This is a genomic window from Paenibacillus sp. Y951, from assembly GCF_056786395.1.
Genome location: NZ_JBXCIY010000013.1, coordinates 26,572 through 40,727, shown reverse-complemented (window position 1 = coordinate 40,727; position 14,156 = coordinate 26,572). Strand labels below are relative to the sequence as shown.

Annotated in this window: 14 protein-coding genes; 3 read left to right on the top strand and 11 right to left on the bottom strand. The window is 39.7% G+C overall.

Features of this window, described 5'->3' with window-relative positions:
• Positions 1-973: 973 nt before the first annotated feature.
• The 5 genes from AC1TPB_RS17570 to AC1TPB_RS17550 form a co-directional block, all read right to left on the bottom strand.
• Complete coding sequence (locus tag AC1TPB_RS17570) at positions 974-1,546, bottom strand: DUF305 domain-containing protein (protein ID WP_482077702.1); 573 nt, start codon at positions 1,544-1,546, stop codon at positions 974-976.
• A gap of 159 nt (positions 1,547-1,705) precedes the next feature.
• A complete protein-coding gene (locus tag AC1TPB_RS17565) occupies positions 1,706-2,587 on the bottom strand; it encodes a radical SAM/SPASM domain-containing protein (RefSeq protein WP_482077701.1) in 882 nt (293 codons plus the stop codon).
• Positions 2,588-2,821: 234 nt separating this feature from the next.
• Positions 2,822-3,040: a cold-inducible protein YdjO-related protein gene (locus tag AC1TPB_RS17560; RefSeq protein ID WP_482077700.1), complete on the bottom strand. Its 219-nt coding sequence runs from the start codon at positions 3,038-3,040 to the stop codon at positions 2,822-2,824.
• A 297-nt stretch (positions 3,041-3,337) separates the two neighbouring features.
• On the bottom strand, positions 3,338-4,414 hold the full coding sequence (locus AC1TPB_RS17555; protein ID WP_482077699.1) for a lactonase family protein: 1,077 nt from the start codon (positions 4,412-4,414) through the stop codon (positions 3,338-3,340).
• Positions 4,415-4,462: 48 nt separating this feature from the next.
• Complete coding sequence (locus AC1TPB_RS17550; RefSeq protein WP_482077698.1) at positions 4,463-5,164, bottom strand: DsbA family oxidoreductase; 702 nt, start codon at positions 5,162-5,164, stop codon at positions 4,463-4,465.
• Positions 5,165-5,369: 205 nt separating this feature from the next.
• Between AC1TPB_RS17550 and xerS the strand changes: the two genes are divergently transcribed.
• From xerS to AC1TPB_RS17535, 3 genes are all read left to right on the top strand, one after another.
• On the top strand, positions 5,370-6,452 hold the full coding sequence (xerS, locus tag AC1TPB_RS17545; protein ID WP_482077697.1) for a tyrosine recombinase XerS: 1,083 nt from the start codon (positions 5,370-5,372) through the stop codon (positions 6,450-6,452).
• A 180-nt stretch (positions 6,453-6,632) separates the two neighbouring features.
• On the top strand, positions 6,633-7,625 hold the full coding sequence (locus AC1TPB_RS17540) for a YpdA family putative bacillithiol disulfide reductase (RefSeq protein ID WP_482077696.1): 993 nt from the start codon (positions 6,633-6,635) through the stop codon (positions 7,623-7,625).
• A gap of 265 nt (positions 7,626-7,890) precedes the next feature.
• Positions 7,891-8,208: a hypothetical protein gene (locus tag AC1TPB_RS17535; protein WP_482077695.1), complete on the top strand. Its 318-nt coding sequence runs from the start codon at positions 7,891-7,893 to the stop codon at positions 8,206-8,208.
• A gap of 234 nt (positions 8,209-8,442) precedes the next feature.
• Here AC1TPB_RS17535 and AC1TPB_RS17530 read toward each other — a convergent pair whose 3' ends face one another.
• Genes AC1TPB_RS17530 through AC1TPB_RS17505 form a run of 6 tightly spaced genes read right to left on the bottom strand, consistent with a single transcriptional unit; the run spans position 8,443 to position 14,126 of the window.
• Positions 8,443-9,822 (bottom strand): hypothetical protein, encoded by a 1,380-nt coding sequence (locus AC1TPB_RS17530; RefSeq protein WP_482077694.1) that lies wholly within the window; start codon positions 9,820-9,822, stop codon positions 8,443-8,445.
• Positions 9,819-10,943, bottom strand: coding sequence for a DUF58 domain-containing protein (locus AC1TPB_RS17525; RefSeq protein WP_482077693.1), 1,125 nt, complete (start codon positions 10,941-10,943; stop codon positions 9,819-9,821). Before AC1TPB_RS17525 ends, AC1TPB_RS17530 begins: the two co-directional genes overlap by 4 nt.
• A gap of 9 nt (positions 10,944-10,952) precedes the next feature.
• The gene (locus tag AC1TPB_RS17520) at positions 10,953-11,912 is read right to left on the bottom strand and encodes an AAA family ATPase (protein WP_482077692.1); all 960 of its coding nucleotides are present in this window, start codon (positions 11,910-11,912) and stop codon (positions 10,953-10,955) included.
• Complete coding sequence (locus AC1TPB_RS17515) at positions 11,909-12,115, bottom strand: hypothetical protein (protein WP_482077691.1); 207 nt, start codon at positions 12,113-12,115, stop codon at positions 11,909-11,911. Before AC1TPB_RS17515 ends, AC1TPB_RS17520 begins: the two co-directional genes overlap by 4 nt.
• A 52-nt stretch (positions 12,116-12,167) precedes the next feature.
• Positions 12,168-13,097 carry a polysaccharide deacetylase family protein gene (locus AC1TPB_RS17510; RefSeq protein ID WP_482077690.1) on the bottom strand — a complete coding sequence of 310 codons (930 nt, stop codon included), beginning with the start codon at positions 13,095-13,097 and terminating at the stop codon, positions 12,168-12,170.
• A gap of 27 nt (positions 13,098-13,124) precedes the next feature.
• On the bottom strand, positions 13,125-14,126 hold the full coding sequence (locus AC1TPB_RS17505) for a phosphotransferase enzyme family protein (RefSeq protein WP_482077689.1): 1,002 nt from the start codon (positions 14,124-14,126) through the stop codon (positions 13,125-13,127).
• Positions 14,127-14,156 lie beyond the last annotated feature (30 nt).

The window sequence follows — 14,156 nt, the reverse complement described above, 5'->3', positions numbered from 1 at the left end:
GCTAGCCTTTGCCCCCGTTGTCGCAGCAGTAATACTAAAAAAAATGGAAAGAAACAAAACAGATCGCGTTGCTTGGACTGTTTCCGATCTTATACTATCACCCTAGACAAACCCCATATCTTCCACAACAGGCGTTACCCTGAAAAACTACTCAACTTCATATTTCTAATTTACACAACAGATAAAAAGAAACTCGAGATCCAAAAAGAACTTAATTTATCTCGGATAACGTAATATCAATGGAAAAAAGAGATTCTTGCCGTACTCCCTTTTCTGGATTCTAGATTTATGAAAGGACGTTAAAACCCGCTAACTTCTCTTCCTTACCTACATTTTGAGCTCATATACTTGCTCAAATTTATTTTCATCGTTATGACTGTTTTCATCAAGCTTAGAGTAAAAAAAAACCTTTATTCACTTATAATATAAAATTAATGTTTTGTTCTGTTTTTAAACTATTTATCTCTTTAACAATCTTCTGTTTCCTAATATTAATAATAATATATAATAACCCACGAATTTTAACTACTATTCGCAATATAATTAAGCAATCCCCAGCGTAGGTTAATCCCTAATATCCTATTTCCCAAAACTGAAAAAAAACCGCAAGCCATATGTAGGCTTGCGGAACTATCACTTACTTGATTGAATCAATTTGACACAAATTGGCTATGGATTGCTAGTCAAATGATAATCGAATATCATAATTATAACCTCTTCTACATAGGAATACGCTTCAATCCAACTAAACGGCTATGAAAGTTTTCTACTAGATCTATGATCTACCTAGTAACGCTAAATGTTATCTTAGAGTTGAATGATGTAATTACGTATAAAGCAGAACGTTCAATTTTGTACGATACACGTATTCATCTAATTCAAGAGTAAATTATGCTATGTACTAATTTTCACTCTTGATTTAAATCATTAAGAAGGTGCAATTCATGAGAATCACCCCTTCATATTTCCCAACTCAACAACCATCCAATCTCTCTAACAACTGTTGCATTTGCTTAATCCCTTTCGTTTGAGAGGCGATGATCGCCTGAAGAATCGGCTTTAACGGTGGACAGATATTGAATTGAAGCACGTTGTTCGACATGCGTATAGCACCCTCGTGATGCGGAATCATTTCTCTCACAAAATTTGCATTTACTCCATTTGTAATGGTAGCTGTACCCATTTCATAAAACATTGTTTCAGATATTTCCTTAAATGCATTCATATACTGAGCAATTTCATAATTAGTGTTCGTCATTAAGCTACACTGTTGATGTATCGCTTGCATATTCGCGATACTTTTTGTTTGTTCAGCAATAATGTTCAATGCGATACTTTGCAATTCAAGGTTGGTAGTATATTGCAATATATTTTTAGACATTTCAATTGCCGCTGCGTGATGAGGAATCATCTGCCGTATAAAAACATCAGAGATACTATTTGTAATAGGTGCACTTCTCATTTCCCGAATCATGTTATTAAGTATTCTAAAGAAAGAATCTAGATAGGCTTTCGTCACCAAGCTCAGTTCGTTATTATTATTCATCAGGTTAAAACCTCCTTTTTGAATAGCATATTCTAGGTATGTGACTAATGTGCCTCTGAACACGCAAACACAAAAAAAGCATCTGCAAATACGAATGACAGATGCTTGTCTATTACTCACGTTATTGCCGATATCCCTTGTGCATGGATCATTACTCTTCTACCCAAACCGCTTCCGATACCCACATTTACGACAAAGCTCCTCAACAGCCTGTCGTTTAGAAAACCCATCATAAATAGCCGTTGCACGCGAGCCCTTAATAATCTCTTCAAACCCTTGCTCATGCATATTACCCAGCTTCAAGATACCTTCCCCATCAAGGCAACAGGGAATAACAGTCCCGTCAATAAGTACGCCCGCTTGATTGCGTAGCGCATGACAGAAGCCTACACCTTCATCCTCTTCCTCATCGAGCGCTGGCCAGCGGAATTGTGGATCTTGATTCAAATAGACACGATCAGCAATTTTCAAGCCTGAGCCTGTGCCAGGTAAATAGTACTCTTCTATTTTGTAATCTAATTGGAATGCGGTTTCTATCATCTCAAGCAATTCACGATTTCGTTCCTTTTCCACATTCACTTCATTATCCTCTGCCAAGTTCCATAAGCGGAATGAAGTAATCATCTTAGTCGTCGTTCTCGACTCTTCTACAAACGCTAATATATCTGCTAAATACTGTTTCAAATCACGATTGCCGGGATCGCCATCAAAGCTATGTAATGAGAAGTTCATCTGTCGTAGTGCCGGCTTGCCAAGTAGCTTCTCACGATTTTTGTTAATTAGAGTTCCGTTCGTCGTTATATTAACTTTGAATCCTTCTTCATGAGCGATATCTAGTAATATATCAATCTTCGGATGAAGCAGCGGCTCACCCTTTACATGGAAATATATATAATCAGTAAATGGCTTAATTTGCGACAAAGTATGCCGATAGTCTTCAACCGATAAAAAGCCCTTCGCACGCTCGGTTGGCGGACAAAAGTAACATGATAAATTACAAATACTTGTTGTTTCTATATAAAACTTCTTGAATCGCTTCATTATGAACAATCCTCTTTCAATGAAGGGTTAACAAGCGGACAATTTGAGCTACCTCTTCATTTATATATTAGTTACACTCATCATATCATATCTAAGGCACAATATTAACTTCAGTCTGTGCCTATATACTATTGAAAACTCTTCGCATTAACTATAAAAAAGACCGGTCACATGCTCTATTGCTATAGAGTGTGACCAGTCTTTTCATTAGGAATTAATTATTACATATTGATCTTAAATATCAAATTCGTTTTTCGGTTTACGAGGCTTACTCGGTACCTTATTCTGTACAGCTGGAAGATGACGCATACTTCTCATCATAGGACCTTTGCAGATCGGACAAGTTTGATCCTCTTGTGCAAATTCGTCTCTAACCCATGCTTTACATTCCGCATTTTTACACTTTAAAATTTTAGTTGGTTTAAGTTCTGATGTTGTATTCGTAGTTGACACGCTTGAATGAGTCCCTTCACTTACAGTTGATTTTCAACTTGTTAATTTTATGTTTGCTGTTCATTGTTAATGCTATGTTACATCGTTATCAAAGCCCGTTTTTTGAACTACCCAATTAAATGAAGGTTTAAAAAAGCGGGCTTTCAGAATCGAGCAGGTGAAGCGTTACTTGAGCAAGGCGGAAGCGCAAATGTACGTTATTGGTACATGCGAACCGTACTTGCCAAGTTCGCTTCAGATGCGATGTCGAATACGCTTCGTCAGCATCATCATCTTTATCAAAGTCCGTTTTTTGAACTACCTCTTAACCGGAACGACACATACTGGTTTTGTAGAATGCACCTCAACACCAATGCTTTCTAGTAAGCCACTGCTTGTATTGCGTCTCAATGATACAATATTGTTGCCATCGCGGTTAGCTACTAATAAGTATTTACCACTTGGAGTTAGTGCGAAATGTCGTGGATGACCACCCGCTGTAGAAATATGCTGAATCGTCGTTAATGTTCCGTCAACCTCATTGACCTCATATGCAACGATGCTGTCATGACCGCGATTAGAGCCATATACAAATTTACCATCAGCAGAAATAATGACTTCAGCACAATAGCTTTCGCCGTTAAAATCTGCAGGTAATGTAGTAATGGTTTGAATCTCATTCAATTGTCCTGTTTCTGCCTCATACTTAAATGCAGTAACTGTTGAATTTAATTCATTAATCACATAAGCATAAGGAGCCGTTGTATGGAATGCAAGATGTCTTGGACCAGCACCAGCTGCTAGCTTCGTTACATGTAATTTAATAAACTTGCCATTTGCTTGGTCTACTTTATAACAAACGATCGCATCTAAGCCTAGATCCTGTACATATAAATAAAGGCCGTCCGGACTATAGAAGCTAGAATGCGGATGCGGCTGTGGTTGATCCTGACGATCTGGGTCAGCAGTTGTCGCGCTATGTTGGACAACATCCAACACTTTGCCTAGCGAACCATCTTCATTCAATGAGACAAGACCAATCATACCGCCACCATAGCTTGTTACAGTTAAAAACTGATCATTTCGATCACGCTGAACATGACATGTTGTACCAGTATCTGTTGCCTTTTGCTCTACTAAGGATAGTGTACCAGCATCCGTGTCTATCGAAAACTGAGAAATTTCTCCAGACTTCGTGCCATCAGCATTTACAAAAACAGAAGATGCATATAATTGCTTTTTCTCGATGTCCACATTAAGGAAGGTCGGATTGATTAAGCCGATATACTCATCTGTTTTCGTTAATTGCCCTGTCTGCTCATCAAGTGTAAATACCTCTACTCCACTTTCATTGCTTTCAGCATATGAACCAACGTATACATTCACTTTAGACACGAATAATCCCCCTTAAAACTTCTTATAAACTACTTGGAAACACTCAGATTACTTGATTTCACAGTTATCTGGACCGCATAATCCTACTTCATCGTCACCTTGCAATGTAACTAATGTTGGATTAGTTTCCGCCCATGTTTGTTCTAACGCATTTAAAAATACAGTTTGAGGTTGTGCTCCACTAATTGCATATTTGTTGTTAAGTACAAAGAACGGAACGCCACTTACGCCAAGAGTGCTAGCTTGCTGTTCATCTGCTCTAACTTCAGTTGCATAGCGATCAGATGAAAGTACTTGCTCTGCATCCCCTTCAGAAAGTCCAGCTTGTACGGCTAACTTTATTAATTCAGCATGATCAGCAATATCAACATTTTGAGTGAAATAAGCTTCCAATACTGTAGATACATAAGTTGATGCCATACCTTTTTCTTGTGCAAGAAACATTAGGCGATGTACATCAAACGTATTCGCAGTATACATATTATCATATTCAAAGCGCAAGCCTACTTCAGCAGCTTGACTCGCTACACCATGGGTCATTTCCTTCGCTTTTTCTTCAGTCATCCCATACTTTTTCGCTAATGAGCCAACTGTTAACTGTTTAGGATGCTTACCTGGATCAAGCTCAAAGCATTTATAGACCACTTCGACCTTATCTTTATGAGCAAATTGAGCTAAAGCATTCTCGAATTTCGTCTTACCGATATAACAAAACGGACAGACATAATCAGACCAAATTTCCACTTTCATGTCTTGCACCTCCTAAAACTTTTCAGCAACTTTCTAAATCTACTTCTCCATTATGAAAAGTCGCTTCGAAAGCGTTGATGTATTTTCTAAGCTTTCCGAACCAATCCTGTTCCCGAACCGTTACGAACTAAGCTTCAACCATTGTACCGTACTAATTCTGTTGGTACAATATTGACATAACAAACAATAGGGGGTATGAGAAAAGATGAATATACTGAAACAAAAAGATCGTTTTGATCTGGATCGCCGAATACCTCTTATGCCTTGGTATGTTGAGCAATTCATTCAATATAAATTACCTGATCTATCGCCTTCTTCTTTATTAGAATATACCCGTGATTACGAAACCTTCTTCAATTGGATGATCGTGGAACATCTATCACAGGCTACGAAGATGAACGAGATCACTTTACTTGAATTAGAAACGTTGAGAATGGAATCCATTGATGGTTATAAAATGTATCTTTCTACTCGAACAGAAGATCGAAATAGTCGGGCCACCATCCAGCGCAAGTTGTCTTCACTTCGCTCTTTATTTCATTATTTAAGTCAAATTGCCGAGGACGATGATTTCTATCCGCTGCTAAAGCGGAATGTGATGGCTAAAGTTGCCATCAAACGTACACATAAGCCCAAAGATACTGCTGCTAAGCTCGAAGGAAAGCTGCTGCAAGACAATGAAATCGAAGAATTTCTGACCTTTGTTCGTGCAGACTATGGTACCGAAGTGATTCGTAACAAACAAGCGACTTATTCGTATCAGCTCAATAAGATTCGCGATTCATGCATCATTAGTCTTATTCTGCACTCTGGCTTACGTGTTTCTGAGCTTGTTAATTTGAATATAGACGATATTGATCTTAAGAAAAAGCTTTGCTACGTCTTTCGCAAAGGTGATAATGATGAGTCATTCAAAGCACCTGTTTATTTCCGTCATGCAGCCATTGAAGATATGAAAGCTTATCTAGAGCTTCGTGAATCACGCTACAAATCACCAAGAAAAGAGAAAGCATTATTTCTTGCGCTTGCCAACGGTAAACATGAAGGATCCCGCATGACGAAACGAGCAATTCAAGCGATGGTTATTAAGTATGCGACTCATTTTGGCAAACCATACTTGTCCGTCCACAAATTGCGCCACTCTTTCGCAACGGATTATTATTTGCGTAACGATATATACAAAACACAAGAACAACTCGGGCATGCATCACCTGAGACGACGCAAATCTATGCTCATTTAACAGATAAAACAATGGCAGAAGCGATTGATCGCTCAACTCTGGAATAACCTATTAAGAAGGAGTACAATAGATCAAGGAAAAAAGTTTTAGCTAATGCTTTCGAAGTACTGTTTGTTTACAAGATGTTAATGCTAGAAGATACAAAAAGTTAAGCTATTGCTTTCGATGTACTTTTTTTTTACAAGATGTTGATGCTAGAAGACACAAAAAGTTTTAGGAGGAACAAGATGAATACTGAACATACTATCATTATCGGAGCAGGTCCTTGTGGTCTTGCAGCAGGAATAGAGCTTCAACGCGTAGGGATTACACCACTTATTATCGAGAAACGTAATATCGTTCATTCGATCTCACAATACCCTACATATATGACTTTTTTCAGTTCACCTGAATTGTTAGAAATTGGTGATATTCCATTTACGACAGCCAATGATAAGCCTTCTCGTCTCGAGGCGTTAAATTATTATCGTACAGCTGCCCAACGTCATAAGCTGCGTATTCAGCCTTACACTTCGATTACAAAAATTTCGAAGGTTGATCATCATTTTATTCTTGATGCTGTTGATCAATATAATGAACCTTCGCAATATCGAGCTGATAACGTTATTATTTCAACCGGCTATTTTGATCATCCTAATTTGCTCGGTATTGAAGGCGAGGATTTACCTAAAGTTAGCCATTTCTTCCGCGAAGCTCATCCTTATGCTGGTCTACAAGTTGCAATTATCGGCGGTAGTAATTCCTCCATCGATGCAGCACTTGAGCTAGAGCGTGTCGGAGCTCATGTAACCGTCATTTATCGCGGGGCAGAACTATCCAAAAGCGTTAAAGCTTGGGTCCGCCCTGTGTTCGAAGCGAAGTTGAATAAAGGTTCTATTCGCTTGCTACTGCAATCCCAAGTACAATCGATCTCGAATCACCATATTAAAGTGAATACAGCAGAAGGTGTGATCACGCTTGAGAACGACTTTGTACTAGCGCTCACAGGCTTCCATCCCGATCAACCATTTCTTACAACTGCGGGTATTACTATCGAAGAAGAAGGCCATCCAACTTTCAATGAGGAGACGATGGAAAGCAATGTGCCGGGCATCTATCTTGCTGGTGTCGTTGTTTCTCGCAAAGAAGATGCTAATGAGATTTTTATAGAGTCTGGAAGGTTCCACGGCCATAAAATCGCTGCCCACATTACTGGGAAAGTTCAAAGCAGCGGACTTTGATAACCAAATTCATGCTGAGATAGCATACTTTTCTAATTACTAGCGCTCTGTAACACCAATTTTGGCGCTACAGACATACTTTTCTAATTACTACCGCGCTGTAACGCCAATTTTGGCGCTACAGACGTACTTTTCTAATTACTAGCGCTCTGTAACACCAATTTTGGCGCTACAGACATATTTTTCTAATTACTACCGCTCTGTAACGCCAATTTTGGCGCTACAGACATACTTTTCTAATTACTAGCGCTCTGTAACACCAATTTTGGCGTTACAGACATACTTTTCTAACTACTACCGCTCTGTAACGCCAATTTTGGCGCTACAGACATACTTTTCTAATTACTACCGCGCTGTAACGCTAATTTTGGCGCTGCAGACATACTTTTCTAATTACTACCGCTCTGTAACGCCAATTTTGGCGCTACAGACGTACTTTTCTAATTACTACCGCTCTGTAACACCAATTTTGGCGCTACAGACATATTTTTCTAATTACTACCGCTCTGTAACGCCAATTTTGGCGCTACAGACATACTTCTCTAACTACTATGAGTCTGTAACACCAATTTTGGCGTTATGATATTTATGTAGTCCACAGAGCAAAAAGCCGCTTTTTGCTCTGTTTTGCACTAAGCACTTCTAGCGAGCTATCAAAGTAACTTTTGCACTATAATGAAAAAAGACTAAAGCTGAGAGTATTAGATACACCCTCACTTTTAGTCTTTTTCCTTTACTATTTCAGTGATATTACTATTTCATCGATTTTACTTTTTTAGCAATGTTATTATATCAACAATGTTACCGTTCAACAATGTTACTTTTTCATAACAAATTTATCATATAATTTTTGCAGCTTCGTTTCATTCGGTGCTTTATCACCATATCTTGCCTCATTGTACACATCTATTAATTGATCATAGTCAGTCTTATGCTGATCATTTTTAGCATCTGCCTTGGCAGTGTTACTCTGCGCTTGTGGTTGAACTTGCATCTCTTCGATTGTTTGCTTAGCTGTATGACTCGCTTGATAATGGTAACCAGCGGTAATGTTATCCTTAACTACATGAGTGTACAAGCCTCTAGCTTTATCTTCATTAGAAAGAGTTGACCATCGCTTAGCATCCATATGGCTAGTTTTAAGCTTCATCCGCTTCGGTAGTCTCGCTCGCTTTCCAATCGGTTGCAGTACCTCTATCTCATCAATATAACCATCCTCAGACCCAGCACCTAATTTATAAGGATTGAACAGTCTTCCGATTAAGTTCTTAATCACCTTAAATATTTTTTTAGATCCAATTACGATGAGGTATACTGCAGCAATAATAATAACCGCGAAAACTAAGTACTTTAGAATCAACTCAAGATAAGTCCAGAAAAGTGAAGGCTCTCCAGGTGGTAGTGCTTCTCCAGCATCTATTACAGGTGGTGGAGCGTTTTCCTCTACTACTTCAGTTGCTTCATAGCTAGAAAACCAAGCGATTAACCGTCTGATTAGGTTCATAATCCAATCTTCAATCTGCTGCTGAATACCACGCAAAAGTGCAATCGCAAGTAATACAACAGAGATAATCGTAATGAGCACCCGATTGATCCGAACAGACATTCGAGAAGTTCGTGATGATTCATCGACAATTTGCTGATCTCCGAGCATGCGCTCATTGTTAATATACAAACTAATAATGATTGCCAACATCCCACAACTATTGAATATTCCATTATATTGCACAACGTCTGTTAATAATGTTATCTTCAATATTTGCAATACTATGAAAGCTATTATACTAATCATCATATGCACCGTTGTAAAACTCGCACGCCAACTATACAGATAATTTCTTATACCGCTATAAATGAAGAAACCATTAGCAATCAGGCACACTATAGCACTAATTATTGTTTGTTCATTGGACACTGACGAATAGAACAATGCTGTTAGCACACAACTACTAATGAGAACAAAAGCAACTTTAGTATAGTTTTTATACTGTTTCCCTTCCTTCAGAAACAACTGAGGCAGCGTGTATGCAATAATTAGTCCTACTAACCAACCTACAATCGCTATTGGAGGAAAAAGGTAAATACCGATCGTTACATAGAAAGGTGCAAGGAAGATTAGCTCTGTTACTGCTTGTACTATTGTGCGCGTAATCTTTTTCCCGCTCCGAGAACGACTTGAGGCGATAAGTTCTGTCACCTTGCACTCACCTCCTCAAGTACGGTTTCTCTTCTATCGTCTGTTTGCATATCGGCTAATTGCAAACAAAGTGCTGCATTATTGTTGCTTCTCAACACACGTAATTGAGCTTCCAAATCCTCATTCCAATAAGACGAGATTAATAGAAAATCGGTATATGAAACTTTCGAAGCGATAATGGCATCAAGCAGATCTGAAAAACTTTCCGTCCGCTCAAGCTCCAGCGTTGCCATTGCATCAAGCATAGAAAGCCAGTGAGTTTCTCCGCTGTTCGGTGAAATATAGAGACTCTCAAACTGCTCAGCGGTACGCATATTCGTAGCAAATCCCGCTTGCATTCCTTGCTTAATGACTTCCTCCGTAATACCTGCTGCATAGCGAATCCCATCTTCAATCATCGCCGGATTGGATACAACGCGCCACATGCCTTCACGGTCATCAATATTCAATACAACCATTAATTTACGATTCGCTGTGAAATCATATTGATGAACCTGCAAGCTCCCCGCTCTAGCTGTAGCCTTCCAATTAATTTGTTTGAACGTATCGCCCGCTTCATATTGCCGTGTTCCTGCTACAACAAAGGGATCAGGAAGAATGTACCTTTTCACCGATACATCGCCTTGCCAGCTATGATAAGGTATCTTTTCCAAAGGAATAGCTTTCGGCTTCGGATAGACGGTCAGCTTACCATTTAACGGAATCGTTCGATTAACCTTTGCCAATCCAACAAGATCACCGCTAGTAACACTTACTGTATTCAGCTTGTATTTCCCACGCATCACTGGAGTAATACGATGCTTTCTCGTCACTTTTGTAAATCCTCTTAATGTGAAGAAGCTATGATGATTTTGATAGAGACTTCCTGAGCTTACCGCTAGGTTATCTGACTTGCCGAATTTCAATGAAGCTTCAAGTTGTGACTCAATATAAAGCCAAGGTATGAGTAGCCGCTTATTGTTGCTAATCTGTTCGATCATCTCGATCTCTTCGCCTTCAAAACATGCGATTGTATTGAAATGGCGCGTATAATCTACGTGGCGCAGTACAAAGCGTCGATACCAATAATATTGTGCAACTACAATCATTAATGCCGTTAAGAAAAACCATATTAATACCATAACAGGCCTCTATTCTGCAACAAGCTGCGCTTCAGAAGGAACCGGTAATCGCTCTAGTAGTTGATCAATTACTTTCTCAGTACCGTTCACCCCTCGTTGCAACCCGCGCAGCGCGATCCGATGTGCAAGTACAGGCTTAGCCATCGCTTTAATATCATCTGGGGTTACATAATCTCGTCCACGCAATATCGCATGAACTTGAACAGCACGCAGCAGTGCTTGACTTCCACGAGGCGATACACCAATCGTGACATCCTCATGTGTGCGAGTCGCTTCAACAAGCGTTAATAAATACGCAAGTACATCATCAGCAACTCGCACATCTTGATAGCTTGTGCTGGCCTCTAGTAATTGTTCTCTTGAAGCAATCGGTGTGAGCTCTTGGAGCGGATCACTTTTCATAAATCTTTTCAATAATACTAATCCTTCATCCGTAGATGGATAACCCATTTTTATTTTGAAGAGGAAGCGATCAAGCTGTGCTTCTGGCAGTGGGAATGTGCCCTGCTGTTCTATTGGATTTTGCGTAGCGATAACCATAAATGGTCGCTCAAGCTTCATCGTCTCTCCATCAATACTTACTTGGCGTTCTTCCATACACTCTAACAGACTTGATTGCGTTCTTGGCGTTGCACGATTGATCTCATCAGCAAGCAGCAAATGAGTAAACAACGGACCTGGACGAAATTGAAAATCCGATTCCTTCTGATTGAAGAAATGAATGCCACTAAGATCAGATGGCAATAGATCGGGGGTAAATTGAATTCGCTTAAACGCTAACGATAATGAGCTTGCTAATGACTTCGCAAGCATCGTCTTACCTGTGCCAGGTACATCCTCTAGCAATACATGACCTGATGTCACTAGAGCGATAACGAGTAATTCAATAACATCCTCTTTTCCTACAATTACTTTCCCTACATTTTGTTTCACAGCTTCGTTGAGTTGGTATATAACATCTGCGTTCAATACGACGGCCTCCCTAGTATAGGTACTTCAAAAAACGGACTTTGATAACGATGAATATGCTGACGTAGCGTAGTCGACGTCGCATCTGAAGCGAACTTGGCAAGTACGGTTCGCATGTACCAATAACGTACATTTGCGCTTCCGCCTTGCTCAAGTAGCGCTTCACCTGCTCGGTTCTGAATATCCGCTTTTTGAACTTTCATTGAAATAGGTAGTTCAAAAAACGGACTTTGATAACGAACAACATATTCAGAATCAGAATGGATAACTGCGCAACGTTGAACTACGCTGCAGCTCCTGTAATTGATGCCAGTAAATGAGCTTAATTTGGTGCTCCTGCAAATGCTGCTGCCAGTCTGCTTGCTGCATCGCTTCCCATTCTATGACGCGCTTCTGCGGCTCAAGATGGAACATATCAAGCTCTAACGATGGTTTACTAGGATGAATAATTAGTTCAGTAACACCAGGCTCAAGCTGCGTCACGAACTCCTTTAGCGAATCAGTAAAACTATCCGTAGTTTCATCTTGCCCTAGTTCAAACGGCAAGCCAACCAAATAGTCTAATATAATAACACCCTTCTGATCCGCTACACTAGCAAGCATATTGATCGATTCGATATACTGCTGACTGACAACATGCTGCTGTAGTGGATTCACATATCGAGGGAGTCTGAATGGCAGTCCGTAGTAAGCGCATACATCAAATGTTTCAAGCAAGAAGTGTCTACCTGTCTCTAACCCATATAAGCTACCCATATGGCTATCTGCATGAGTTGGTTTTACACCCAAATTAATGGCCATCTCGACTTGACTACTTAATTCTAAGCTCACTTGACTTGGTGAAGCACTTTGTTCGAAATGTTTGCAATTATTATGAAAATACCCTTCATTAGTAACGAGCGACGATACATCACTATGCCTTGTCACTGGACCCCACTTGTAGTTATCCCATTCACTTGTAAATGTGAAATGAACCCCTACATCATATTGAGGGTGAGCCGCACTCCATAGTGCAGCTTCTCGAGCCCAAGCGCATGGCATCATTAATGTTGTAGAACTAATTGAGCCGTTCACAAGCAGTTGCTGTACTGCCGCATTTACCGAATAATTCAAGCCATAATCATCACCATTAATAATTAACAAACGATCTTCCTTACTATATCCTAAGCTTTCTGCCAAACTCATCCCATTCGCCTCACCTTCATACCTATTTTATACGTGAAACGATCTAATATATGTAATTGCAAAATCTGTATTAATAATTATTGCGCCAACGGTAGATTCATCATCTAACCCTTCTTCATAGCGCCCTATGAAATGCATCGCAACATCTACTAATCTAAGTTTCACGAGATGCTCAAGCAGCCTCAATTCATCATCCTGCAGAGGCAATTCTCGGCAAAAAGCATCCTTCACAAGCTGTAGCTTATACGTCAAATTGGTTGCGGCAGGCTTAATAAGTTCCGCTAGCAATACAGCTAGTTCCATTACTCTAGCATCTTCTGTCACAAATTCAAAATCTAATATGGCGACAACTTGATCATCTAAGCTTAATGCATTACTACAGTTAATATCACCATGAATCCATTGCTGAGGTAACGAAGCAAAATCATCTTGCATAGCCTCTAACGCAGCTCTCTCTTCCTTAATTCGTAGCAGATGCGGTTTCACTTCCGTTAAAGTCACCGTTGTTGCGCACAAAGAATCGATGCGCTCATCATGAAGTGGTTCGTAATTCGTTGCCAATTGATAATACGGAGTATATGCTGGCTTGGTTTCCACTTGCAATACTGCCAGCCCTTTACTTAGCTTTGCAGCAGCTGTAGCAAGCCAAGCGATATGCTCTACACGGTCAATCGAAGGTCTGACACCTTCAATATAGTGAAACATCGCAGCTAATTTCCCGTTAGATAATTCCGTGATCGTACTGCCAATTCGATTCAACACTGGAATCGGCGACATGATGTGTAATTCTGGTTCGGATTGTAATTGCTCTAGTATTTCATGCTCGAATTGCAGCTTACTTTTATCCTGATGATTATTATAAATTCGTAAGTTATATTGCTTATTGCCATCTCGAACAATACGCGTTGTATTATTCATACCACTGTGTCCGACTAAGATGGTCGGCTGTTCAAGAAAGCTATAATACGTCAAAGCTTCATTTAACAATTGTGTCTCAAGGCTAGGTGAAGATTGTTCCTGTTGCTCCATAAAGCCCTCCTACAACTTTTCATAGCTTCT